The sequence below is a fragment of the Pseudomonas sp. GW704-F2 genome, from assembly GCF_059423025.1.
Genome location: NZ_JBWKXO010000007.1, coordinates 194197 through 218278, shown reverse-complemented (window position 1 = coordinate 218278; position 24082 = coordinate 194197). Strand labels below are relative to the sequence as shown.

22 protein-coding genes and 1 tRNA gene are annotated in these 24082 nt (G+C 56.8%); 15 read left to right on the top strand and 8 right to left on the bottom strand.

The window, feature by feature from the left end:
* Positions 1-164 precede the first annotated feature (164 nt).
* Positions 165-1214: a GIY-YIG nuclease family protein gene (locus tag AC07W0_RS08770; protein WP_102617295.1), complete on the bottom strand. Its 1050-nt coding sequence runs from the start codon at positions 1212-1214 to the stop codon at positions 165-167.
* 606 nt (positions 1215-1820) lie between these two features.
* Between AC07W0_RS08770 and AC07W0_RS08765 the strand changes: the two genes are divergently transcribed.
* Positions 1821-2357: a dihydrofolate reductase family protein gene (locus AC07W0_RS08765; protein ID WP_102617296.1), complete on the top strand. Its 537-nt coding sequence runs from the start codon at positions 1821-1823 to the stop codon at positions 2355-2357.
* A gap of 308 nt (positions 2358-2665) precedes the next feature.
* Here the strand turns inward: AC07W0_RS08765 and AC07W0_RS08760 are convergent, their stop codons facing one another.
* Entirely contained in the window at positions 2666-4039 is a 1374-nt protein-coding gene (locus AC07W0_RS08760) for a transposase (protein WP_102617297.1), read from the bottom strand.
* A gap of 121 nt (positions 4040-4160) precedes the next feature.
* On the opposite strand from AC07W0_RS08760, the gene AC07W0_RS08755 reads away from it, so the two are divergent.
* The 3 genes from AC07W0_RS08755 (at position 4161) to AC07W0_RS08745 (ending at position 5938) form a co-directional block, all read left to right on the top strand.
* Entirely contained in the window at positions 4161-4556 is a 396-nt protein-coding gene (locus AC07W0_RS08755) for a DUF6966 domain-containing protein (RefSeq protein ID WP_309474170.1), read from the top strand.
* Between the two features lie 72 nt (positions 4557-4628).
* Positions 4629-4916: a hypothetical protein gene (locus AC07W0_RS08750; RefSeq protein WP_146013166.1), complete on the top strand. Its 288-nt coding sequence runs from the start codon at positions 4629-4631 to the stop codon at positions 4914-4916.
* Between the two features lie 713 nt (positions 4917-5629).
* Positions 5630-5938 carry a DUF3077 domain-containing protein gene (locus AC07W0_RS08745; protein ID WP_102617299.1) on the top strand — a complete coding sequence of 103 codons (309 nt, stop codon included), beginning with the start codon at positions 5630-5632 and terminating at the stop codon, positions 5936-5938.
* A 430-nt stretch (positions 5939-6368) separates the two neighbouring features.
* On the opposite strand, the gene AC07W0_RS08740 is transcribed toward AC07W0_RS08745, so the two are convergent.
* Positions 6369-6566 carry a hypothetical protein gene (locus AC07W0_RS08740; RefSeq protein WP_102617300.1) on the bottom strand — a complete coding sequence of 66 codons (198 nt, stop codon included), beginning with the start codon at positions 6564-6566 and terminating at the stop codon, positions 6369-6371.
* A 360-nt stretch (positions 6567-6926) separates the two neighbouring features.
* Here AC07W0_RS08740 and AC07W0_RS08735 point away from each other — a divergent pair, with 360 nt between their 5' ends.
* Positions 6927-9119: a TonB-dependent receptor gene (locus AC07W0_RS08735; RefSeq protein WP_090400690.1), complete on the top strand. Its 2193-nt coding sequence runs from the start codon at positions 6927-6929 to the stop codon at positions 9117-9119.
* A 178-nt stretch (positions 9120-9297) separates the two neighbouring features.
* On the opposite strand, the gene AC07W0_RS08730 is transcribed toward AC07W0_RS08735, so the two are convergent.
* From AC07W0_RS08730 to AC07W0_RS08715, 4 genes are all read right to left on the bottom strand, one after another.
* Positions 9298-9573: a hypothetical protein gene (locus tag AC07W0_RS08730; protein ID WP_090400689.1), complete on the bottom strand. Its 276-nt coding sequence runs from the start codon at positions 9571-9573 to the stop codon at positions 9298-9300.
* Positions 9570-10550 carry an integrase domain-containing protein gene (locus AC07W0_RS08725; RefSeq protein ID WP_090400688.1) on the bottom strand — a complete coding sequence of 327 codons (981 nt, stop codon included), beginning with the start codon at positions 10548-10550 and terminating at the stop codon, positions 9570-9572. The genes AC07W0_RS08730 and AC07W0_RS08725 overlap by 4 nt, the downstream gene beginning before the upstream one ends.
* A 990-nt stretch (positions 10551-11540) precedes the next feature.
* Positions 11541-12869, bottom strand: a complete 1329-nt coding sequence (locus AC07W0_RS08720; protein ID WP_090400686.1) for a tyrosine-type recombinase/integrase — start codon at positions 12867-12869, stop codon at positions 11541-11543.
* A gap of 163 nt (positions 12870-13032) precedes the next feature.
* Positions 13033-13117 (bottom strand) — tRNA-Leu (locus AC07W0_RS08715).
* A 108-nt stretch (positions 13118-13225) separates the two neighbouring features.
* Between AC07W0_RS08715 and queA the strand changes: the two genes are divergently transcribed.
* The 6 genes from queA (at position 13226) to AC07W0_RS08685 (ending at position 19300) form a co-directional block, all read left to right on the top strand.
* Entirely contained in the window at positions 13226-14275 is a 1050-nt protein-coding gene (gene queA / locus AC07W0_RS08710) for a tRNA preQ1(34) S-adenosylmethionine ribosyltransferase-isomerase QueA (RefSeq protein WP_017846191.1), read from the top strand.
* 5 nt (positions 14276-14280) lie between these two features.
* Positions 14281-15396, top strand: a complete 1116-nt coding sequence (gene tgt, locus AC07W0_RS08705; RefSeq protein WP_010565220.1) for a tRNA guanosine(34) transglycosylase Tgt — start codon at positions 14281-14283, stop codon at positions 15394-15396.
* 43 nt (positions 15397-15439) lie between these two features.
* On the top strand, positions 15440-15778 hold the full coding sequence (yajC, locus tag AC07W0_RS08700) for a preprotein translocase subunit YajC (RefSeq protein ID WP_003175975.1): 339 nt from the start codon (positions 15440-15442) through the stop codon (positions 15776-15778).
* Positions 15779-15840: 62 nt separating this feature from the next.
* Complete coding sequence (secD, locus tag AC07W0_RS08695) at positions 15841-17709, top strand: protein translocase subunit SecD (RefSeq protein WP_017846189.1); 1869 nt, start codon at positions 15841-15843, stop codon at positions 17707-17709.
* Positions 17710-17718: 9 nt separating this feature from the next.
* The gene (gene secF, locus AC07W0_RS08690) at positions 17719-18633 is read left to right on the top strand and encodes a protein translocase subunit SecF (protein WP_017846188.1); all 915 of its coding nucleotides are present in this window, start codon (positions 17719-17721) and stop codon (positions 18631-18633) included.
* Positions 18634-18757: 124 nt separating this feature from the next.
* Positions 18758-19300 carry a glycine zipper 2TM domain-containing protein gene (locus AC07W0_RS08685; RefSeq protein WP_053257883.1) on the top strand — a complete coding sequence of 181 codons (543 nt, stop codon included), beginning with the start codon at positions 18758-18760 and terminating at the stop codon, positions 19298-19300.
* 142 nt (positions 19301-19442) lie between these two features.
* Here the strand turns inward: AC07W0_RS08685 and suhB are convergent, their stop codons facing one another.
* A complete protein-coding gene (gene suhB, locus AC07W0_RS08680; RefSeq protein ID WP_017846186.1) occupies positions 19443-20258 on the bottom strand; it encodes a type III secretion system regulator SuhB in 816 nt (271 codons plus the stop codon).
* Between the two features lie 145 nt (positions 20259-20403).
* Between suhB and trmJ the strand changes: the two genes are divergently transcribed.
* The 4 genes from trmJ (at position 20404) to AC07W0_RS08660 (ending at position 24019) form a co-directional block, all read left to right on the top strand.
* Positions 20404-21174: a tRNA (cytosine(32)/uridine(32)-2'-O)-methyltransferase TrmJ gene (trmJ, locus tag AC07W0_RS08675; RefSeq protein ID WP_003210307.1), complete on the top strand. Its 771-nt coding sequence runs from the start codon at positions 20404-20406 to the stop codon at positions 21172-21174.
* Positions 21175-21176: 2 nt separating this feature from the next.
* The gene (cysE, locus tag AC07W0_RS08670) at positions 21177-21959 is read left to right on the top strand and encodes a serine O-acetyltransferase (protein WP_046382172.1); all 783 of its coding nucleotides are present in this window, start codon (positions 21177-21179) and stop codon (positions 21957-21959) included.
* Between the two features lie 303 nt (positions 21960-22262).
* Positions 22263-22754 (top strand): Fe-S cluster assembly transcriptional regulator IscR, encoded by a 492-nt coding sequence (iscR, locus tag AC07W0_RS08665; protein WP_003194020.1) that lies wholly within the window; start codon positions 22263-22265, stop codon positions 22752-22754.
* 50 nt (positions 22755-22804) lie between these two features.
* Positions 22805-24019, top strand: coding sequence for an IscS subfamily cysteine desulfurase (locus AC07W0_RS08660; RefSeq protein ID WP_046382173.1), 1215 nt, complete (start codon positions 22805-22807; stop codon positions 24017-24019).
* Positions 24020-24082: the final 63 nt, after the last annotated feature.

Below are 24082 nucleotides of genomic sequence, written 5' to 3'. Positions count from 1 at the left end.
AATGCCTAACTAAGGTAATCGGGGTCAGTCCCCGATTGTTCTGTCGGCTAAGGTCGCAATAAACGGCGCTTGGTTGCGCCGACCCGGAGGAATTGCGCGACGCGAAAACGCCCAAACGCCCGGTTGATTGTGTAGTTGGTTGGCGTTTTTTTCAAATGCCGACCCTAACCGCCGCTCACCTTCGATGCCCATTCATGGACGGGCTTTAAGCGATCAATCGCAGCGGACAACGCTTCGATCGAGTCGCTCAATGGGTCAATTGGAGTCCAAATAGTCAGGTGAGGCGAAACCAACATAAACGTCGAATTCGCGTCTGCCCCATCCTTTCTCAGCACGGTCACAGCTTGGCGGGCTCGGCCATGGTAGCTCCGGTCTTTGTTGAGGCAGCCGATGGCTTCGGTGAGTATTGAACGCCATAACCCATCGGTGATTTCGGAGAGACGAAACTCGCGTCCACCTAAAGTGTCCTCCAGGATTTTCGGTCTTGAACTTAGCTGCCACGCGTCTCTCGCGAAACGCAGGGTGATGTCCTGAGGATCGAGTATATCTGGCACAAGTCGTAGTAACGCAGGGATTTCTAGTTCGGATTTTATCAGCGTTGCAATCGGCCAGCCGCTGTATTGCAAGCCCTCGAGATTGACTCCCACGCGCGCTTTCCCATCGTTCGGGTATATCGCGAGGTTCCATTGAACTCCTTCGTGTCCATCACTAATTCCAAAGGAGGGTTTGTTTAATTGGCCGAATGGTCGTCCTTTAATATCCAGCAATTCGGTGAATCCGTGTAATAGATGGGCGTATAGGGTGTTCCTGCTGGAGCGCGTAGATTGTTTGCGGGGAGGAGCACCCGCTTTTGATACATCGATGTCTTCTTTTTGCGCTTCCATGATGGTTACTGCACTTACGTCCGATACCGACGCGAGTATGGATTGAACCGCAAGAATTGCATCGTCCGGGTGAAGATTGAAGAACTCACGCCTTCTCTGTCGGAGTGGCAGGAGCTTTGTATGAACCAGCGACTCAAACTTCTGGCAGTCGTTCACTGCAATCTGATGGGTTACCTCCCAAAGAAAATCACCCGTCGAGCTCTGATTTATTTCTGCACAGCGAACAGCAGGATCTCTAGCGGTTCTTCCGATCTTGCACACCGGAAGTTCGATGTCTTTAACCCCGAGGATATATACATATCCTCTCTCAGGGGCAGGATAGTTTTCCATAATGGTTTACCTACAGTTGTATAGGAAACTAGCTCCTTAAGTCACCGGTCGGAATGGCTTGCAAACAGCACTTGCCACTTACCACCTGGCGTGAAGGTAACTCGCCTTGAAAATATCAATTTAGCACGCGGAGTCGCCTACAGGCCGAATGATTGAGTTAAGGCCGAGGCTCGATCGACCGCTCCGGGGCGGATAGCGACGGTTTAGAGTCGACTGTCGTTATAAATAGTCAGACTTTCGCCTGTTCCGCCGTCTTAAAGGCATCGTCGACCTCGACTCTGAGGTATCTGACAGTGCTTTCAACTTCGTATGACCTAGGGTAATTATAGTCAAACTCTGAAAAATCAAAAAGGGCTGAAATGCCTCAATGTCGTCGCTCACCAAGTAGACTTGGGCGCGTCACGCTGGAGAAAGAATAATATGGGAGTTCAACGACCGCGACGGCACTCTCAACAGTCTCTAAGTTCATAGAAACGGTTTAGCTTGGCCCTGTTGCCATCTTGGCGCTTATGGGATCGTACCTATGAACGGCAGTCAGCGAAGGCGAACCTTTTATTCGGCTTATGATCAAGGATGAATAAACGTCGTTTCAATTAGGAGGTCCTGATGGCCACTGCACATGTTTTCATCGCCGTCAGCCTGGACGGCTTCATCGCCCGGCCAGATGGCGACATTGATTGGCTTTTGCAGCGTGATGATCCAACTGAAGATCATGGCTACTGCGCCTTCATTGCCGACAAGGATGTGATCGTGATGGGGCGAGGCAGCTATGAGAAGGTGCTGACCTTCGACACATGGTTCTACGACCGGCCCGTCGTGGTGCTGTCTGAACAACTGGCCGCTACGCCGGTGCCCGAGGCGTTGAAGGGCAAGCTGCGCTTCTCAAACCTCGCACCAGGGGACCTGATGGCCGAACTGGATAGGCAAGGCGTGCATCGTGTCTATGTCGATGGCGGGCAGTTGGTGCAATCCTTCCTGCGCGATGGGTTAGTCGCCGATATGGTGATTACCACTGTTCCCGTACTGATCGGATCGGGAAGGCGATTGTTTGGGGCCCTTCAGCAGGACATTGACTTGGAACTGGTATCCAGCTGCAGCTTTCCTTCGGGGTTGGTGCAGTCTACCTATCGGTTGACGGTATGACCGGTTCGGGAGGGTGTTCGATCTAGAGCAATGAGGGGAGAGGGGGGGATTTATTTGCCGAGGCCGATTCTCGTGAACGTTGCCTTTTCTTCTGGCTGGCAGTCAGTTAGTGGTCGACTTCTGCCGGATATGACAGGCAGAAATCGGCCGATTCTGTTGAAAAAGTCGGAATTTCAGGCTGGAAGAAGGCGACGTTGGCCCTCGCTTCAGAACCTGGTCACCACGTTGCGTGGCTTTCCAGTTCTGCGTTGACCGTTGCAGCTTGGTTAATAGGTTAATTTGAGGGTTTTTGCTGATTCCGGGCGTACCTATCCCGTGGTCGGCGGCCCTTGTGAGGTCAGTTTCGCCAGTCGTCTTAAATTCTGTACCGCAGCGGCCAAGGTAAATTCGTCGTTTGCACCGGTCATTCCTCGTAGCCTTAATCGATCCAGTTTCAGGATTCGTTTGAGATGAGCGAACAACATTTCGACCTTTTTGCGCTCATGGCGAGAGCGCACGTATTGTGGTGTTGCGGCAATTCGCCGAGCAACATTGCGTGCCGCCTCATGGACGCTACGGGCGATTTTTCGGAACGAGGTGTTTGGGCAGCAGCGCTCTTTCATTGAGCATTCAGAGCAGTCTGTTTGCCGGGATCGAAAGATGATGGTGTCGGCTTTCGTGACATGTGATCGCTGGTTCTTGAAGGCCCGCCACTCACTGCGCAGGGCGTGCCCCGTGGGGCAACGATATTCCTGCGCTTCTTCATTCCATTGAAAATCACTGATCGAGAGGCTCTCGTTCTTACGCTCGGTTTTGTCCCAAACCGGCACATGCGGCTCGATGTCTTTTTCGTTCACCATCCAGGCCAGCATCGGTGCGGTGCCGTAAGCGGTATCGCCGATGAGCCGATCCGGCTTGATGTCGAACTGTTCTTCGACCCGCTCGATCATGGTCTTGGTGCTCTCGACCTCGGCGGTTCGATGCGCTGGGGTCGGCTCCACATCCATGATCACGCCATGCTCGACATCAATCAGATAGTTCGTCGAGTAGGCGAAAAACGCCGGGCCTCCTGGCGCTGCGGTCCAACGAGAAAGTGGATCAGTCAATGACAGGCGCTTAGGCAGTGCTTCGCCTAACGCCTCTTCATCCAGCGCTTCAAGGTACTCACGCACGGCGCGAGTACTCAGCGCCGGATCGCGCCAGTTGATTTCATCATCGCCAGGTACGCCATGTTGCCGACTGGCATCTGCCTTGATGACGCTGGCGTCGACCGCAAACCCTTCGCCCTTGACCAGACCTGCGTCCATGCAGCGACGCAGCACCTCGTTGAACAGCCAGCGAAACAGCGAGCTGTCACGAAAGCGACCGTGCCGATTCTTGGAAAACGTAGAGTGATTGGGGATTTCGTCTTCGAGGCTTAAGCGGCAGAACCAGCGATATGCCAGGTTCAAATGAGCCTCTTCGCACAACCGACGTTCGGAGCGAATACCGTAGCAGTAGCCCACCACCAACAGGCGAATCATCAGTTCGGGATCAATCGATGGGCGCCCGATTGGGCTATAAAAATCGGCGAGATAATGGCGCAGATCGCTGAGATCAAGGCATCGATCAATGCTGCGCAGGAGGTGATTGGCTGGGATGTGATCTTCAATGTTGAACGAGTAAAACAGCCGCTCCTGCCCACTCGATAACTGTCCCATCATGCTGCGTATTCTCCCGCTGGCCGATGGAGTGATTTTGCCCCAGGCCAAACAGGAGAGCTACTTTTTCAACAGAATCGGCCAAAAGCAGCCCGTGGACACCCTAATGGCGAAACAGTAGCTTATGTTGCTAGCGGGCGAGAAATACTCAACAGCGGATCATCCCGCCCATGCCGCGTTTCACTTTGGACGATGTCGAGAAATGGGACCGAAAACTGAAGAGTTGATCTGCATTCTTGATCAGCTTGCAATCGTGCTCGAAAGCTATGGAGACACCCACTGGAGCTTTTGGATGCGTAAGGCAAGGGCACTATTGCTGGATTCTGATTACTCTGGGATTGAGTATCTACTGTCAGCCTATGGCGGAATGGGCTCATTAAATGATCTCATTCTTGGTCAAAGCTATGTCGATGGCGTCCTTTCTTGGAATCCAGGTCATGTCGAGCTAAACGAAAAATTCATTGAATTGCGGAACAACGCCGAACAGCTCTCCAACGCAATAAAACGCTCTCAAACTTGATCAGGCACCTAAACAACGCCCCCGCAGCCACGTTTGTGCATTCCCTTCGCGTCAAACCTTAGACGGCAATAGATGAACCCAACTCTCGACACGGCAGCCAATGGACATCTGACACTCAGTTTCAACGAGTTGTCAGACGCTTGTTGGCTATCGCTAGCTGAAAACCTGATCAAACGCCGAGGGTTCAAACGATTGGGTTCACCTGTCATAGGCGTTGATGAAAAAATTCACCAGAATTTCCAATGTGCTGAGTTCAGCCTCGCAGCTGGCTGGGACAATTGGTCTGGGCATTATTTGCTATCCGACTCAGTGGCGGGCGATGTTTTTCTGCAAAAGCTATTCGACCAGCTCAGCTCCTGACAGGCGACTCAAGTCATTCGCTCCGTTTACTGGGAATGCATGCCTGGGCGTTCGGGAACGTCTGCAATGGGTGGGTTGTAGCCGGTCGCGAAAGACCGGAACCGGCCAAAAGCGGGCAGATGCGCAGAACAGCAGCCCTTGAAGCTTGTAGGCCTCTACAGAAATAGGGCGACTCAAGCAATCTTTAATTGTTGAAGCATCGTTCAAAACGCAAGATTCAGTGGTCTGCGAAAAAATTGCCCTTGTAGTGATGTTTGAGTCAGCGACAACATTCCTAGCGAAGCGATAAGCAATACTTTCATTGTTTTTATCTTCCTTGATGGGACCGGCGTTGATTGGACGCGATTGGGCGCGCTGGAAAGATATCAGCCATCGCGTCGGCGCACACTGTCATTTCTGATGCCCATTAAACCAATACGTTTTCCCGGAGGTAATCGGGGGCAGACCCCGGTTGTTTCCTGCATCTGGGGGGAATCGGCGTCGTTCGCCAACCCCGACCGACCTAACGGAAATTTTTCGCCACAGATACTGACTTTCAACCCTAATCGCTCCTGCGCTAACTTCCTCCCCGTCGCTTCCAACCCAGCGACCGGACTTGAGAATCCGAGAAACAATAGGCTCACTATATTAGGAGCTTAAGCAATGAGCATTTCTGACAGGCCATACCCTCACAACCCCACCACCCGCACCTCCGCCCATCCAGGAGGTGCCCAATGATCAACCCACCCCTCAACAAAACCCTCGGCGTCATCACCTTTTCCACCTGTGGCAAGCAGCCCAACCTTCACCGACTATTCCGCGTGAACTCCGGCGTGCCCATCCGCGATGCGTTGGAGCATGCCTCCGAACTTCTCCACTGTTCAAAACTGCTGGCGTTGGATGCCGCCATGGACACGGGCGCGGATCGTTATGCCTGGGCGGCGCATTATTTGGGGGAGATGGCGAAGGCGGTGGTGGATGATTTGGCGAATGGGATGTTGGCCAATGGGGTGACGGAGGAGGGTGAAGTGGCGGGTAGTTAGTCTGGTGGTTTGAGGGTGTTGCGGCTGACGCTATCGCAGGCAAGCCAGCTCCCACAAGGGGCTGTGTTTCAAGTTGATGTTGCGCTGGTCAGGGGTTTTGCTGGTTGCCCACTTTTCGACAGGCGAAAAAAAAGACCTTGAATTTCAAGGTCTTTTTTTAAGATGGTGCCCGAGGGAGACTCGAATAATAGCATAACTATATAATTAACATGGTTTTTTGCATGTGTACACTTCCACGTTGTACCGTGAAGTGTACACCCTACCTGCCTCCAATTAGGACTGGTGTGGATGGACGCTTGATCAGATTTCTCCATCCGATTTCCGACGAGCTGTGAATAATATCTACAAGGAACTGGTTACGGATAGACTCCCTGGACTGCCAAAAAAATGCCGAACCGACACATGGCGAACTTTCGCGATTAGTCGGGAGTCATAGCACAGCAAGCGTTATCTTGATGAACTCCTCGTTTCGATCGATCGTGTCCAGGGCGCCCCGAACATTGTCGGCGACGTCCGCCGATCCGCGCATCTCTACCCAGTTCGACAGCTCCATGATGGCGGCCTCTAGGGCGAGCTGGTTTTCATTGATCTTAAATAGTAGGGAAGGGAGTAAGTCTGAGTTTGGCATTGTGCAATCCTCCGTGAAATTTTCAGCGTAGCAGGGGGATTACTGACTTCGGTAGGGAGTTGCGCATGGTGGGAAGGACGCCGGGAGGAGGGTGCATCCACAGTCGATTGCTGCCAGTCACGAAGGGCCGCAGTCGGCCAGAAGCGGTCAATCATTTCCTGCGGTTACCGACCCAATGCTGCTGGTGGGCAGGAGCTGCCGGCCAGATTAGTCCGTTCAGCATTTACCGATCTACGGATGGCTTAGAATCCGCAAGCCTTGCAATTTCTTATGGCAATTTGCCCAGCTCATATAGATAATACATCTGCGAATCATTATTAATAGCGCGAAAAATTACCCTCCCTCGCAGGTACCTAACCCATGTTGTTTCCATCTCGCCCTACGCTGCTCGCAGTATGCTGCTCGGTCAGTTTCTTCGCCCAGGCTGCGGAACCGCTCGAACTGGGAGTAACCGATGTCACTGCCAATGCGATCAAACCCAACTCCAACACCCTACCAGCCCCCTATGCTGGCGGTCAGGTGGCGAGGGGCGGTCAAATGGGAGTGCTGGGTAATCAGGACAATATGGATGTCCCCTTTGTAATGACCAGTTACACCTCGAAGCTGATTGAGGATCAACAAGCAGAAGACGTAGGCGACGTACTGCTAAATGATCCGTCGGTGCGTCAATCCTACGGGTTTGGTAACCAGTCCCAGGTGTTCGTCATTCGAGGCTTGCCACTGACCGGCGACGACATTTCCTACAACGGGTTGTATGGCGTCTTGCCACGTCAAATTCTGTCGACGGACGCCATTGAGCGCATCGAGGTGTTCAAAGGCCCCAATGCTTTCATCAACGGTGTGAGCCCCACTGGCTCGGGTCTTGGGGGTGGCGTCAATCTTCAGCCGAAACGCGCAGAGGATGTATCGACTCGACGCTATACGCAAGACATCAGCACCGATGGCCGTATTGGTGAGCATTTGGATATCGGGCAGCGCTTCGGCGAAGATAATCGGTTTGGTGCCAGGGTAAACCTGAGCCAGCGGGAAGGTGAAACGGCGATCGATAATGAGGATCAACGTACAAAGCTGTTCGTAGCGGGCCTTGATTATCGCGGTGACGGCTTCCGCGCTTCCACCGATTTTGGGTACCAGAAACAGCGGGTCAACGGACTGCGTAACTCTGTCAACGTTGGCAATGCCACTCACATTCCCACTGCACCTCACGCTAGTCATAACTATGGTCAGGACTGGACTTACTCGGAAACCGAAGACACTTTCGGCATGATTCGCGGTGACTGGGACCTGAGCGAGAACTGGACGGCATACCTTGCTGGCGGTGTGAAGCACACCCGAGAAACGGGCGTCTATGCCACGCCAACACTCGTAGGCAATAACGGCGTAGCTACGATTGGTGGCTCAGAGATCCCGCACAATGAAGACAATACGACGTTCAGCGCAGGGTTAAATGGGCGCTTCAACACTGGCCCGATTTCCCACCAGATCGCTATTGGCGGCTCAACCATCTGGACAGAGCAGGAGAACGCATACACGTTCTATCGCTCGGTTACCGGCAACAGCAATATTTACAATACCCCAGCGCTTCCCAAGCCTACTGCTGTGTCCATCACCGGTGGTGAAATGGGTGACCCAGGGGTGACTGGCAAAACCCGAAATCGTAGCCTTGCGGTTTCCGATACGCTGGGTATGTTCGATGACAAACTGCTCGTCACTTATGGTGTCCGGCGTCAGCAATTACGTGTCGAAAACTACCTGTACGACGGCACCACTTCAAACGGTGTAGCCAATCCGGCAAACGATGGCAGTCGTAGCACCATTTACGATGAGTCCATCACCACGCCTGTATATGGCATCGTGTTCAAGCCCGTGGACAGCGTCTCTCTTTACGCCAACCGAATCGAAGGACTCGCAAAAGGCCCAGTGGCGTCGGGTACAGGCATCACAAACTTGGGCGAAGCCTTTCCTCCTGGACGCACAAAGCAGCTGGAAGCGGGCATCAAGCTGGACATGCAAACCTTCGGCGCCAACTTGAGTGTATTCCGCATCGAGAAACCTTCCGATGGTTATGTCGACAACGCGCAGAGACTCTATGTGCGTGATGGCGAACAGGTTAACAAAGGGCTAGAGATCAGCGTCTTTGGCGAACCCATTGAGGGCCTTCGGTTGATGGCGGGCGGCACTCGCATGACATCTGAGCTGAAGAAAACTGCTGGCGGCCTGAACGATGGCAACCACGCCATTGGCGTGCCTACGTTTCAACTCAATGCCAGCGTAGATTGGGACGTTCCAGGTATCGAAGGGGCCGCTTTGAGCGCGAGGATGCTGCGCACTGGCGGGCAGTATGCTGATCAGGCGAACAACCTGAGCTTGCCTACCTGGAACCGTTTCGACGCTGGGGCACGCTATAAGATGAAGCTCGCTGAAAAAGAACTGACTCTACGAGTCAACATGGAAAACATTACCGACAAGAATTACTGGGCGTCGGCAAATGGCGGCTACCTCTCGCAGGGCGACCCCCGCTTGGTGAAGTTCTCGGGAACCATTGATTTCTGAATACGGCCCGCGACAGCTTGGAGCATCAACGCTATTCATGTTGACGGAAAGATCATCGAATCGACAAGCGACAGTCGAAGCGAGCATGGATAGATGTGCTTCAGCGACATTATAGTAAGCCTTTGACCGAAAGCAGCCGCTCGTGAGTAGCTGCTTTTGGCCGTTTTCTGACCTTCGCTTAGGGGGTGAACTGCCAGGATTTTCCTAGACGACGAGTGAGTAATTGCATGGTCAGCAAATAGTAATAGCGCGTCGATTCAGTGCGCTGGTTTAGATGGTGATTAAAAAACCATGCAAGGTGTTTTCTCTGCCAAGTCCATGGATTGTCGCATTGCCAGCGCTCAGCGATCGCTGTTTGGATAGTCTTCGCCTGACGCAGGTGGCGTTGGCGTGTGGTGTGTGACCCGGTCAAGACGCCCGCCAGGAACAGCTCCATATCGAATGCCGTGTTCATGCTCGACCACCAATGTAAGCCGATACCACGCCGATACGGCCGTGCCCCAGCTCATAGCTGATTTGTACTCGGGTCTCCTGATCGAGGTGTCGGTTGAGCTGATAGCAATGGCCACCGTTGATAGGCGCGGGATGATGGGTGATTTGCTCGTAACGTTCGCATGCATAGGCTGCCCGCAATTCATGGAAGCCTTTGAGGTTGTTCTTATGGAGGATGTCCCGTGCGGGGCCGACGATTCCCTGCAAGAAATCGAGGTAGCGTTCGTTCGGTGCAAGCAGGTTGCGGCTATCGTCGGGCGAGACCTTTTGGGCAAACCTCAGCGCGTCACGGATGTGATCATCCACAGTGATCCAGCGAGGTGCCAACGCGCCTGAACGGCCACCTTTGGTGCCATCCTGGATGTTGATCTTGCCGTAGCGTTCGGCCTCACGTTTTAAACGCGGTAGGTCGGCCAAAATCGCCTCGCGTAAGCGCATGCCGGTGGCTCGCGCCAACTGAGCGATAGCCGCCGCGCGCGGCATTTGGTGTTCGCGAAGTGCTTCGACGATGCGCATAACTTGCTCACGATCTTGGCCTTGGGGCGCGGTTGTGCGAACGGTGGTCCGCCGCATTCCTAACGCCTTGCTCGGGCTCGGCACTTTCACATATTGATCACCGCGAAGCGCGGCCATGGTCCGGTTGACGCTGGACAACCGGTTTTGCGCTGTGGCGATGGCTAGCTCACCCAACTCAACTTTTTGACGCAAGTGCCCGGCGTAGTCCAGCAAAGTCTGCCGATCAATCCGCCGCGCATCGTTAAGCCCTGGTCCATCCTCCGACCGACACCAGCGTACAAACGCCTGCCATCGATCACTGTGCGCCTTGACCGTGCCGTAATGCCCGCCGCCAAATAGGTCGCGCAGCGCCTGCGGTCCGGCATAACTCAGCTGCCGGCCATAGCCAAAATTACGCCCATCGCGTCTACCTACTAGCGCCATGATCAAACTCCTCTCGAAGCCAAAATCTTTGAAACTTTCCCCACGTCATCCCGCCAAGAATGTTGAGTGTTATCAGGGATCAAGGCCCCTGCGGCCTGTGAGGGTTGTCCACTAACGCAGGACTGGCGGCTCTTTACGACCGGGAGCTTGGGCATCTCATGATCTGGTCTCCTGAGCACTTCCGAAGAAGTGGGCGGGTGGAGGCTGCACTGGCTGACGAGACCAGTGCCGCGAGATCCTGAGTCAGGTGAAGGCAGTGAAGCGATGACCGGGGCATGCCTGACTGTCAGTCAGGTGCAGTCCATCCCATGGGCTGCGGTACCATCATCTGCATCGCTGTTGCTGGTGACTTCGGTGTTTGTCACGCCGATTGTCACGAGGGGAAATGCCGCAATGCCTTGTACGAGTTGGGCTGCAGCAGCGGTACGAGCGCCCGTCTCTTTCCGGGAGAAAGAGACGGGCGTAGGTTGGCGCAAGGAAATGGCCAAGCGGATAGGTTGCTGCAGGGCAGCTATGAAAGGGAATGAGTTGCCGCAGTGGGCACGCTGGTAAAAGTAGGCATCCATCACATCGCTGTGACCGTGCGAACCGCCGGACGCTAATCGCACTTTGGGAGAACCACCACGGTGTGGCGTAGCCTTAAAGGTTCTGGTTACCTGGGTTGCTGTCAACGACAGCGCTTTGCCCGATCTTTTCTACGCCTGTGGATAATTCGGGTCAAGGCTCGAATTTTCCGGAGTTCTGCGGCGGTGGATGAAGTTATCCACCGGTGGAAATCTGTGGTTTTCCACAGACAGTTGCATGGGCTTTAGATTTTTTAAGTGAGGTCCATCCAAGCAGGGCGGCTTTGCAGCCCTGTTTGGATGGACCCGCGTGGAAGGCTGGGCTGTGGAGATCTCACCGACTTACCAGTGCTGGAATACGCCACGGTAGTTTTGCAAGGCGATGATGTTGTCGTCGACCGGGTCGAATTGGTGAGGCGTCACGTGATCACTGAGTCTCCGTTGAGTCTGTCTCGATAGGCAACTTTTGGAGGTGATCATCTTTGTGTGCACGAGATGCTGTTAGAGGCGATGCAGAAGGGCGTGCGAGGAACTGATTAACGCGAGTATCAAATTGATCGCGAAGGTTGGCTGTAATGCCTTCTTTGAGGGCGTCGAGATAGTCTGCATACCACTGCATCATGATCCGACGTTGCGGCAGGTATAGAGCTTGATTGTACTCGCCAGAGATACCGCCCTCGACGTGAGCCAGCTGGCTTTCGACATGGTCCTTCAGCCAACCATGTTCGCGCAGCAGCGTGCTTGCGGTATGACGAGTGCCATGGCTGACGAGTCGTCCTTTATAGCCGATCTTGGCGAACACTAGGTTGATCGTGTTTTCACTGATGACTGGCTGCTTTTCCCCATTGCCTGGGAATAGATATCGACTGCGGCCAGTGCTTTGGTTCAGTTTGGTAAGCATGGCGATCAATTGATGAGGTAGAGGGCTGACGTAGTCTCTGCGCATCTTCATGCGGGCGGCCGGGATGGTCCATATCCCTTCCTCAAAATCGATTTCCTCCCATTTTGCGTAGCGAACCATGCCGGGGCGGCTCGCCGTCAGAATTGTCATCCATGATGCAATCCTCGCTGGTAGCCGGCTGGTGGTCTTGCTTAAGGCCCGGAGAAACTCAGGTAGTTCGTGTTCGTGCAGATGTGGGTAGTGTTGAGTGGGCGGTGGCGCTATCGCAATGGCATGGAGTTCGGAGGCTGGATTGTGTTCGCACAGGCCGCGTGCAATGGCTTGACTGAAAATCTGTTTCAGCCAGGTCCGGGTCTTGTCCGCAACATTGAACGCGCCTCGTTTTTCGATGCAGGCCTGCAGTTTTGCGCAGTCGCTTCGCGTGATGAGCTCCAGTTGCTTCTCGCCGAGAGCGGGCAGTAGATCCTTATCGAGATAGTCGCGGATCTTCTTCAGCGTCGCGCTGCTGCGGCCGGAGTCCGATTTGAATTGGTACCAGTACTCCGCGGCTCGCCTGAAGGTGTTGAGTCCGGCCTCCTGCTGTCGCAGTTTGTCATAGCGGCGTTTGGCGCCGGGGTTGGTGCCTTGCTTGAGTAGGTTGCGGCATTCTGCAGCTCGTTCACGGGCTTCCTGCAAGGAGATATACGGATACACGCCCAGTGACATGCGCGCCGCCCGCCCCTGATAGGTGTACCTGAAGTGCCAATACTTGCTGCCGTTGGGTTTCACCAGCAAGGCAAGACCCGAACTATCACTCAACGTGAACGGTCTGTCGGCAGGCTTGGATGCTTTGATTTGCAAGACGGTCAATGGCATCGCTGTACACCTCCGGTTCTCGAACTGGAATATGTACAGAAAATGTACCAAAAAGAGGTTGGCTTGCAAGAGATGGGGGTGGAACCCCAGAGACCGAAAAGCCCGCAGTTAACGGGCTCTAGGGGTGTTACGTAGACGTTGGTAGTCGTCTATGTACTGCAAATGGTGCCCCGAGGGAGACTCGAACTCCCACTCCTTTCGAAAACGGATTTTGAATCCGCCGCGTCTACCAATTCCGCCATCAGGGCTCAATGGCGGCGAAGTATAGAGATGAGATTACCGTTGGTCAATCACGTTTCATGGTCAATTTTGACTATTTCCGCTAGACTTCCCGGCCCTGCTAGACGAACCCCATCATGCGCGTTGCTGACTTTACTTTTGAGCTCCCTGATTCGCTGATCGCCCGCCACCCTTTGGCCGAGCGTCGCGCCAGTCGACTGCTGACCCTGGACGGGCTCAGCGGTGCCCTCGCACACCGTCAATTCACTGATTTGCTTGAGCATTTGCGCCCAGGCGATTTGATGGTGTTCAACAATACCCGGGTGATTCCGGCGCGGCTGTTTGGCCAGAAAGCTTCCGGCGGCAAGCTGGAAATTCTGGTGGAGCGGGTGCTGGACAGCCATCGCGTGCTGGCCCATGTGCGCTCCAGCAAGTCGCCGAAACCGGGTTCGACCCTGCTGATCGATGGCGGTGGCGAGGCCGAGATGGTGGCGCGTCATGATGCGTTGTTCGAGCTCAAGTTTGCCGAGGAAGTGTTGCCGCTGCTGGAGCGCGTCGGCCATATGCCGTTGCCTCCTTATATAGACCGCCCCGACGAAGATGCGGACCGCGAGCGCTATCAGACGGTGTATTCCCAGCGCCTCGGTGCCGTCGCAGCGCCGACGGCCGGGCTGCATTTCGACCAGCCGCTGCTGGATGCGATCGCCGCCAAGGGCGTCGAGAGCGCGTATGTGACCCTGCACGTGGGGGCCGGCACGTTTCAGCCGGTGCGTGTGGATAACATCGAAGACCACCATATGCACAGCGAATGGCTGGAAGTCAGCCAGGACGTCGTGGACGCGGTCAACGCGTGCAAGGCGCGCGGCGGGCGGGTGATTGCCGTGGGCACCACCAGCGTGCGTTCCCTGGAAAGCGCGGCGCGTGATGGCGTGCTCAAGCCGTTCAGCGGCGACACCGATATCTTTATTTACCCAGGCCGGCCGTTTCATGTGGTCGATGCGCTGGTGACCAACTTCCATTTGCCGGAATCCACGCTGTTGATGCTGGTGTCGGCATTTGCCGGTTATCCGGAAACCATGGCTGCTTATCAGGCTGCCATCGACAATGGGTACCGTTTTTTCAGCTACGGTGATGCGATGTTTATCACCCGTAATCCGGCGCCACGCGGCCCAGAGGAACAACTATGAGTCGTATGTCGTTTGAATTGCTGGCCACTGACGGCAAAGCCCGTCGCGGTCGTCTGACCTTTCCGCGCGGTACGGTAGAGACCCCGGCGTTCATGCCGGTCGGCACCTACGGCACCGTCAAAGGCATGCTGCCGCGCGATATCGTCGCCACCGGCGCCGAAATCATCCTCGGCAACACCTTCCACCTGTGGCTGCGCCCGGGCACGGAAGTGATCAAGAAGCACGGCGACCTGCATGACTTCATGAAGTGGCAAGGCCCGATCCTCACTGACTCGGGTGGTTTCCAGGTGTTCAGCCTGGGCGCCATGCGCAAGATCAAGGAGGAGGGCGTGACCTTCGCCTCGCCGGTCGACGGTTCCAAAGTGTTCATGGGCCCGGAAGAGTCGATGCAGGTCCAGCGCGACCTGGGCTCCGACATCGTGATGATTTTCGACGAATGCACGCCGTACCCGGCCGACGAAGACGTCGCGCGGGTTTCCATGGAGTTGTCGCTGCGCTGGGCCCAGCGCTCGAAGAACGCCCACGGCGACAACACTGCGGCGCTGTTTGGTATCGTCCAGGGCGGCATGCATGAAAGCCTGCGCAAGCGCTCGCTGGAAGGCCTGGACAAGATCGGCTTCGACGGCCTGGCCATCGGCGGTCTGTCGGTGGGTGAGCCCAAGCACGAGATGATCAAGGTGCTGGATTACCTGCCGGGCCTGATGCCCGCTGACAAACCTCGTTACCTTATGGGCGTTGGCAAACCGGAGGATCTCGTAGAGGGTGTGCGCCGCGGTGTGGACATGTTCGATTGCGTGATGCCAACCCGTAATGCCCGCAATGGGCATCTGTTCATCGATACAGGCGTGCTGAAGATCCGTAACGCGTTCCATCGCCATGATGATTCGCCGCTGGATCCCACCTGTGACTGCTATACCTGCCAGAACTTCTCCCGTGCTTATCTGCACCATCTGGACAAGTGTGGGGAAATGCTGGGTAGCATGTTGAATACCATCCACAATTTGCGTCATTACCAAGTCCTGATGGCTGGTTTGCGCGAGGCTATTCAACAGGGTACATTGGCCGCCTTCGTCGATGCCTTCTATGCCAAGCGCGGGCTCCCTGTGCCGCCCTTGGACTGAGTTTTCCGACCCTAAGATTCACTATTTGCAACTGGAGTGCTAAATGAGCTTTTTTATCTCTAACGCCATGGCTGATGCCGCTGCGCCTGCTGCTGCCGGCCCTATGGGCGGTGGTTTCGAGTGGATTTTCCTGGTCGGCTTCCTGGTCATCTTCTACCTGATGATCTGGCGTCCACAGGCCAAGCGCGCCAAAGAGCAGAAAAACCTGCTCGGCAGCCTGCAGAAAGGTGACGAAGTCGTGACCACCGGCGGTATCGCGGGCAAGATCACCAAGGTTTCCGATGCTTTCGTGGTTCTGGAAGTCTCCGACACCGTCGAAATGAAGTTCCAGAAGGGCGCCATCGCCGCCACGCTGCCTAAAGGCACGCTCAAAGCGATCTAAGTAACAACTTTTACCAATCGACGGGGCGCGCAAGGCGCCCCGCGTTATAAGCGGGCGGCGTGATGCTGAACAAATACCCTCTGTGGAAATACCTACTGATCCTGGCGGTGCTGGCGATCGGTTTTATTTATTCCGCTCCCAATCTCTATCCTGATGACCCTGCGATCCAGATCTCTGGCGCCAGCACTTCGCTGAAGGTCAATCAGGCTGACCTGGAACGCGCGAGCAAAGCGCTCACCGATGCGGGCATCCAGGTCAAAGCGGCAACGTTGGCAGCTGATGCGAAGGGCGGCTTGTTGCGCCTGACCAAGCAAGAAGACCAATTGCCGGCCAAAGACGTCGTGCGCAAGGCCATGGGTGACGACTACGTTGTCGCGCTCAACCTGGCACAGACCACGCCAAAATGGCTGCGCAGCATTGGCGCGCACCCGATGAAGCTGGGTCTGGACTTGTCCGGTGGTGTGCACTTCCTGCTGGAAGTCGACATGGACAAAGCCCTCGACGCGCGCCTGAAAGTCTACGAAGGCGACGTGAAGAGCCTGCTGCGTAAAGAGAAGTTGCGTTATCGCAGCCTGCCGCAGCTCAACGGTGCCATCCAGCTGGGCTTCTCTGACGAAGCGTCCCGCGAGCAGGCCCGTGCGCTGATCCGCAAGAACTTCAACGATTTCGACATCGTACCGGCCGACCTCAACGGTCAACCTGTACTGCGTCTGGCGATGACCCCGGCCAAGCTGGCGGAAATCCGCGAATACTCCATCAAGCAGAACTTGACCACGGTGCGTAACCGCGTCAACGAGCTGGGTGTGGCCGAGCCGATCGTTCAGCGCCAGGGCGCCAACCGCATCGTGGTTGAGCTGCCGGGCGTGCAGGATACCGCTGAAGCCAAGCGTATCCTCGGCAAGACCGCCAACCTGGAATTCCGTCTGGCCGCCGAGCCGGGTGCTTCCAAAGCCACTTCCGAGACCTTCGAGTTCCGTGAAGGCAACCGCCCTGCGGCGCAGATCGAGCGTGGCTTGATCATCACCGGCGACCAGGTGACTGACGCCAAGGCCGGTTTCGGCGAGCACGGTACGCCTGAAGTGAACATCCGCCTGGATGGCCATGGTGGCGAACTGATGAGCCGCGCCACGCGCAGCAACGTCGGGCGCAGCATGGCGGTGATCTTCATCGAGCAACGCCCGGTCACCACCTACACCAAGCAAATGGTCAACGGCGTCGAGAAAGACGTGCCGGTGCAGACCTTCAAGGAAGAGAAGAAGATCATCAGCCTGGCGACCATCCAGTCGCCGCTGGGTGCTCAGTTCCGCATCACCGGCCTGAACGGTCAGGGCGAATCCTCGGAACTGGCCCTGCTGCTGCGTGCCGGTGGCCTGGCTGCGCCGATGTACTTCGCTGAAGAACGCACCATCGGCCCGAGCCTGGGTGCCGACAACATCACCAAGGGTATCAATGCGGCCTTGTGGGGCATGCTGTTCGTGTCGCTGTTCATCATCGCCATCTACCGCTTCTTCGGTGTCATCGCCACCGTGGCCCTGGCGGGCAACATGGTGATGCTGCTGGCCTTGATGTCGTTGCTGGGCGCTACGCTGACCCTGCCAGGCATCGCCGGTATCGTCCTCACCATGGGGATGGCGGTGGACGCCAACGTGCTGATCTTCTCGCGGATTCGTGAAGAGATCGCCGCCGGCATGACCGTGCAGCGCGCAATCAACGAAGGCTTCGGCCGGGCATTTACCGCGATTCTCGACTCCAACCTGACCACATTGCTGGTCGGCGGGATTCTCTTTGCCATGGGCACCGGCCCGGTCAAAGGTTTTGCGGTGACCATGTCCCTCGGTATCTTTACCTCGATGTTCACGGCCATCATGGTGACCCGCGCAATGGTCAACCTGATCTTTGGCGGGCGTGACTTCAAGAAGTTGTGGATTTAAGGGGCTGCCATGTTACGTACAATCAACTTCATGGGCGTTCGCAATATTGCGTTCGGCGTCACCGTGCTCCTTACCGTTCTGGCGTTGTTCAGCTGGTTCCATAAGGGCCTGAACTACGGTCTGGACTTCACCGGCGGTACGCTCATCGAGCTGACCTACGAGAAGCCGGCCGACGTGACTCAGGTGCGCGAAGAGCTGGTCAAGGCCGGCTATCACGAAGCTATCGTGCAGAGCTTTGGTGCGACCACCGATCTGCTGGTGCGTATGCCGGGCGAAGACCCGCAACTGGGTCACCAGGTTGCCGAGGCCTTGCAGAAGGTCGGCGGTGATAACCCGGCGGCGGTCAAGCGCGTCGAGTTCGTCGGCCCGCAAGTGGGTGAAGAGCTGCGCGACCAGGGCGGCCTCGGCATGCTGATGGCGCTGGTCGGCATCATGATCTACCTGGCGTTCCGCTTTCAGTGGAAGTTCGGTGTCGGCGCCATTGTCTCGCTGATCCACGACGTGGTCGTGACCGTGGGCATCCTGGCGTACTTCCAGATCACCTTCGACCTGACCGTGCTGGCCGCGGTGCTGGCGATCATTGGTTACTCGCTCAACGACACCATCGTGGTATTCGACCGGGTTCGCGAGAACTTCCGCGTACTGCGCAAGGCGACGTTGATCGAGAACATCAACATCTCCACTACCCAGACCCTGTTGCGCACCATGGCGACGTCGATCTCCACCTTGCTGGCGATCGCAGCACTGATGATCTTCGGTGGCGACAACCTGTGGGGCTTCTCCCTGGCGCTGTTTATCGGCGTTCTGGCGGGCACCTACTCGTCGATCTACATCGCCAACGTGGTGCTGATCTGGCTGAACCTCAACAGCGAAGACCTGATCCCTCCGGCCGCGACTGGCAAGGAGGTCGACGACCGCCCTTGATGGGTGTTTGTTGATCTGCTGTTACAAAGAAGGCGCGAGTATTGAACTCGCGCCTTTTTTTTTGCTCCAAGGCTGGGTATAGCGCGGATCTTTCGGTCCGTTTGTGATGGTCAGGAGGTTCAACGTGAACAAGTCGTTACTGGTTGGTGCGGTATTGGGTGCTGTCGGTGTGACTGCCGGGGGTGCTGTTGCCACCTACAGCCTGGTAAAAAGCGGCCCTGAGTATGCGCAAGTGCTGGCGGTGCAGCCGGTGAAAACCCAGATTAAAACCCCGCGCGAGGTCTGCAAGGACGTCGCCGTGACCCGGCAGAAGCCGGTGCAGGATCAACACCAGATCGTCGGTACGGTGGTCGGTGCGCTGGCCGGTGGCCTGTTGGGCAACCAGGTCGGTGGCGGTAACGGTAAGAAGCTGGCCACCGTGGCCGGTGCGGTCGGTGGCGGTTATGCCGGTAACAAGGTGCAGGAGGGTATGCAGAACCGTGATACCTACACCACCACGCAAACCCGTTGTAACACCGTCAACGACATCAGCGACAAGGTCGTCGGTTATGACGTGCGTTACACCTTGGATGGCAAGGAAGGTTCAGTGCGTATGGACCGTGACCCGGGCGGCCAGATCCCGGTCGATAAAGAGGGGCGTCTGATCCTCGGCCAGAACCAGCAATAACCCCGGGCCTGGCACAGTTCACAATGTGGGAGGGGGCAAGCCCCCCTCCCACAGTTGGCTTGTGGTGTTGCTGGTATTTAAGCTCACACCAAATTCCAGGCATAAAAAAAGCACCGAAGGGTGCTTTTTTGTGCTCGCTCGCTTAGCGCTTCAGCGAAGCCGGCAGGTGCGGCTGGATCGCCGTCAGCACTGCCTTGAAGCATTTGGTGTTGCCGGCTACCACGTGGCCTTTCTCCAGGAAGTCATGACCGCCGGTGAAGTCGCTCACCAGGCCGCCGGCCTCTTGGATCAGCAGGGCGCCCGCTGCCATGTCCCACTCGGACAGGCCCGATTCCCAGAAGGCATCGAAACGACCGGCGGCGACGTAGGCCAGGTCCAGGCTGGCTGCACCGGCGCGGCGGATGCCGGCGGTCTGGCCAACCAGGGCGCGGAACATACCCAGGTAGTTGTCCAGGTTGTCCATCTGGTCGTCACGGAATGGGAAGCCGGTGCCCAGCAGGGCGCCGTCCAGGCTGGTGCGGCCGCTGACGCGCAGGCGACGACCGTTCAACTGGGCGCCACGGCCACGGCTTGCGGTGAATTCTTCCTGGCGAACCGGGTCCAGCACAACGGCGTGTTCCAGGCGGCCACGGTATTTGCAGGCAATGCTCACGGCAAAGTGCGGGATACCGCGCAGGAAGTTGGTGGTGCCATCCAGTGGATCGATGATCCACAGGTAGTCTTCGCCTTCGCCGCTACCTTTGTGCAGGCCGGTTTCTTCGCCGAGAATGCCGTGGGTCGGGTAGGCCTTGCGCAGGGCGTCGATGATTTTCTGTTCGGCGGCGCGATCCACCTCGGATACATAATCCTTGGCGTCTTTTTCGTCGACCTTGATGGTATCCAGGCGCTCGATGGAGCGGAAGATCAATTCACTGGCGCTGCGGGCGGCGCGCAGCGCGATATTCAGCATGGGCTGCATGGATGTGTCACCTAAGGTTGTTAAAGAAAGCCGAGCATTCTAGCAGAAACTTTCTTCAGGTGAAGGACGGCGTGAGCTTTCGTGGCATAACCTTAGGCTGTTCTGTAAGATTTGCTCCCCTTTCCCGTGTCCGAGAGCGCCTCCCTTGCTGCAAAACATTCGTGTCGTCTTGGTCAATACCAGTCATCCCGGCAATATCGGCGGGGTGGCGCGAGCCATGAAAAACATGGGGCTGACGCGCCTGGTGCTGGTCGAGCCGCGCGTGTTCCCGCACCACGAGGCCGATGCCCGCGCATCCGGCGCCAATGACATCCTTGAAAAAGCCCAGGTCGTCGCCACTTTGGAAGACGCATTGGTCGGCTGCAACCTGGTGCTCGGCACCAGCGCCCGCGACCGGCGCATCCCCTGGCCATTGCTCGATCCGCGTGAATGCGGGACTAAAGTGGTGGAAGAGGCCGCCGGCGGCGCTGAAATCGCCCTGGTGTTCGGCCGTGAAGACTCCGGCCTGACCAACGAAGAGCTGCAGCGATGTCATTATCATGTGCATATTCCATCAGACCCGGAGTTCAGCTCGCTGAACCTCGGGGCGGCGGTGCAGGTGTTGAGTTACGAAGTACGCATGGCCTGGCTGGCCGCTGAAGGGCAGCCGAGCAAGGTTGAGAAGGATGAAGTGGCGTCGACCAAGAGTGGCGAGTTGGCCACCATGGACGAGCTGGAGCGGTTCTATGAACACCTGGAGCAAACCCTGGTGGCCATCGAATTCCTCGATCCGGAAAAACCGCGGCACTTGATGGCGCGCCTGCGTCGTCTGTACGGACGCAGCTCGGTCAGCCGGGCGGAAATGAATATATTGCGTGGCATCCTCACGGAAACCCAGAAAGCGGCCCGTGGCGAGCTTCTTAAGCGGAAGGATTAAAAATGTTCGAGCGTTTGCGAGAAGATATCCAGAGTGTTTTCCACCGTGACCCGGCGGCGCGCAACGCCTTTGAAGTACTGACCTGCTACCCGGGCATGCATGCGATCTGGATTCATCGCCTGTCCGGTGCCTTGTGGGGCATGGGCTGGAAATGGCTGGCGCGGGTGGTGTCCAACTTTGGGCGCTGGTTGACCGGCATCGAGATTCACCCGGGCGCCAAGGTCGGCCGCCGCTTCTTTATCGACCACGGCATGGGCATCGTGATTGGCGAGACCGCCGAAATCGGTGACGACGTGACCCTGTACCAGGGCGTAACCCTGGGCGGCACCAGCTGGAACAAGGGCAAGCGTCACCCGACCCTGGAAAACGGTGTAGTGGTCGGGGCGGGCGCCAAGGTGCTGGGTCCGTTCACCGTGGGGGCCGGGGCCAAGGTTGGCTCCAATGCGGTGGTGACCAAGGCGGTGCCGCCGGGCGCAACCGTGGTCGGCATTCCGGGGCGCATCATCGTCAAGCCGGAAGTCGGCGATGAGCAGGAGGCCAAGCGCAAGGCCATGGCTGAGAAGATCGGCTTCGATGCCTACGGCGTCAGCGAAGACATGCCCGACCCGGTGGCCCGTGCCATCGGCCAGTTGCTCGACCACCTGCAGGCGGTAGATGGCAAGCTGGACGGCATGTGCGGCGCGCTGAAGGAGCTGGGCAGTAACTATTGTGCGAAAGACCTGCCTGAGCTGCGCGAAGAGGACTTCGCCGAGATCAAAGACGAAGCCGCCACCAAGGCTGGCTGAAGCCTCACGATCACCAAAAGTCCCCTGTGGGAGGGGGCTTGCTCCCGATGGCGAAGGACCAGTCAATGTATGGGTGACCGCCCCACCGCTATCGGGAGCAAGCCCCTTCCCACAGGTTGTTCTCCATTGGTCTTGGAATTCCTGCTTGGCCGCTGTTCCTTCTGTTCGTCCCCACCCCATCCTGCTATTATTTGCGCGCCCTTTTTACGGGTAATCCTGACTAAAGTACTAGGTCTTATAGTTGACTTAAATACTCGGGAATAGCATACTTGCTCCCATTCTGAAACACCTTGGTACTTGTCCATGAGACTGACTACAAAAGGCCGATACGCGGTGACCGCCATGCTTGACTTGGCTTTGCACGCGCAAACTGGGCCGGTGTCCCTGGCCGATATCTCCGAGCGCCAAGGCATTTCCCTGTCCTACCTCGAGCAACTGTTCGCCAAATTGCGCCGCAGCAATCTGGTCTCCAGTGTGCGTGGGCCGGGTGGCGGCTATCAACTGTCCCGCGACATGCAGGGCATTCAGGTGGCCCAGGTGATCGACGCGGTCAACGAATCCGTCGATGCCACCAAATGCCAGGGTTTGGGTGATTGCCATGCCGGCGACACCTGCCTGACCCACCACTTGTGGTGTGACTTGAGCCTGCAGATCCATGAGTTTTTGAGTGGTATCAGCTTGGCTGATCTTGTGACTCGCCGTGAGGTGCAAGAAGTAGCCCAGCGTCAGGACCAGCGCCGTTGCAACACCAAGGCGCCGCGTCTGGACAAGATTGAAGCGTCCGCCGTCGAGTGACAGCCGAAGAGCTAACGGCACGCCAGCCAGCCTGATTTAGGAGAAAGTCCATGAAATTGCCGATTTACCTTGATTACTCAGCGACCACCCCGGTTGATCCGCGTGTCGCGCAAAAGATGAGCGAATGCCTGCTGGTTGACGGAAACTTCGGCAACCCGGCGTCGCGTTCCCACGTATTCGGCTGGAAAGCCGAAGAAGCGGTTGAAAACGCTCGTCGCCAAGTCGCCGACCTGGTGGGTGCAGATCCACGCGAAATCGTCTGGACCTCCGGCGCCACCGAATCCGACAACCTGGCAATCAAGGGCGCCGCGCATTTCTACGCGACCAAAGGCAAGCACCTGATCACCACCAAGATCGAGCACAAGGCGGTCCTCGACACCATGCGCCAACTGGAGCGTGAAGGGTTCGAAGTCACCTACATCGAGCCGACCACCGACGGTATTGTGACGCCGGCGATGATCGAAGCGGCCATGCGTGAAGACACCATCCTGGTTTCCGTGATCCACGTGAACAACGAAATCGGCACCATCAACGACATCGCGGCCATCGGCGAGCTGACCCGCTCCAAAGGTGTGTTGCTGCACGTCGACGCGGCTCAGTCCACCGGCAAGGTCGACATCGACCTGTCGAAGCTGAAAGTCGACCTGATGTCGTTCTCGGCGCACAAAACCTACGGCCCCAAAGGCATCGGCGCCCTGTACGTGAGCCGCAAGCCTCGCGTTCGCATCGAAGCCACCATGCACGGCGGCGGTCACGAGCGCGGCATGCGTTCGGGCACCCTGGCGACTCACCAGATCGTCGGCATGGGCGAAGCGTTCCGTATCGCCAAGGAAGAAATGGCTGCCGAAAACGTGCGTATCAAGGGCCTGAGCGATCGCTTCTACAAGCAGGTCGAAAACCTTGAAGAGCTGTACATCAACGGCAGCATGACTGCCCGTGTACCGCACAACCTGAATTTGAGCTTCAACTACGTCGAAGGCGAGTCGCTGATCATGGCGCTCAAGGACCTGGCGGTTTCGTCCGGTTCGGCCTGCACCTCGGCCTCCCTTGAGCCGTCCTACGTACTGCGCGCCCTGGGCCGCAACGACGAACTGGCGCACAGCTCGATCCGCTTTACGTTTGGCCGTTTCACCACCGAAGAAGAAGTCGACTACGCCGCGCAGAAAGTCTGCGAGGCCGTCACCAAGCTGCGCACCTTGTCGCCGCTGTGGGACATGTACAAAGACGGCATCGACATTTCCAAGATCGAGTGGGCGGCACACTAACTATAGAAGCCGCCACCCCAGCTCTGTAGGAACGTGGCGGAAAACGCAGACGTTTTTACAGGG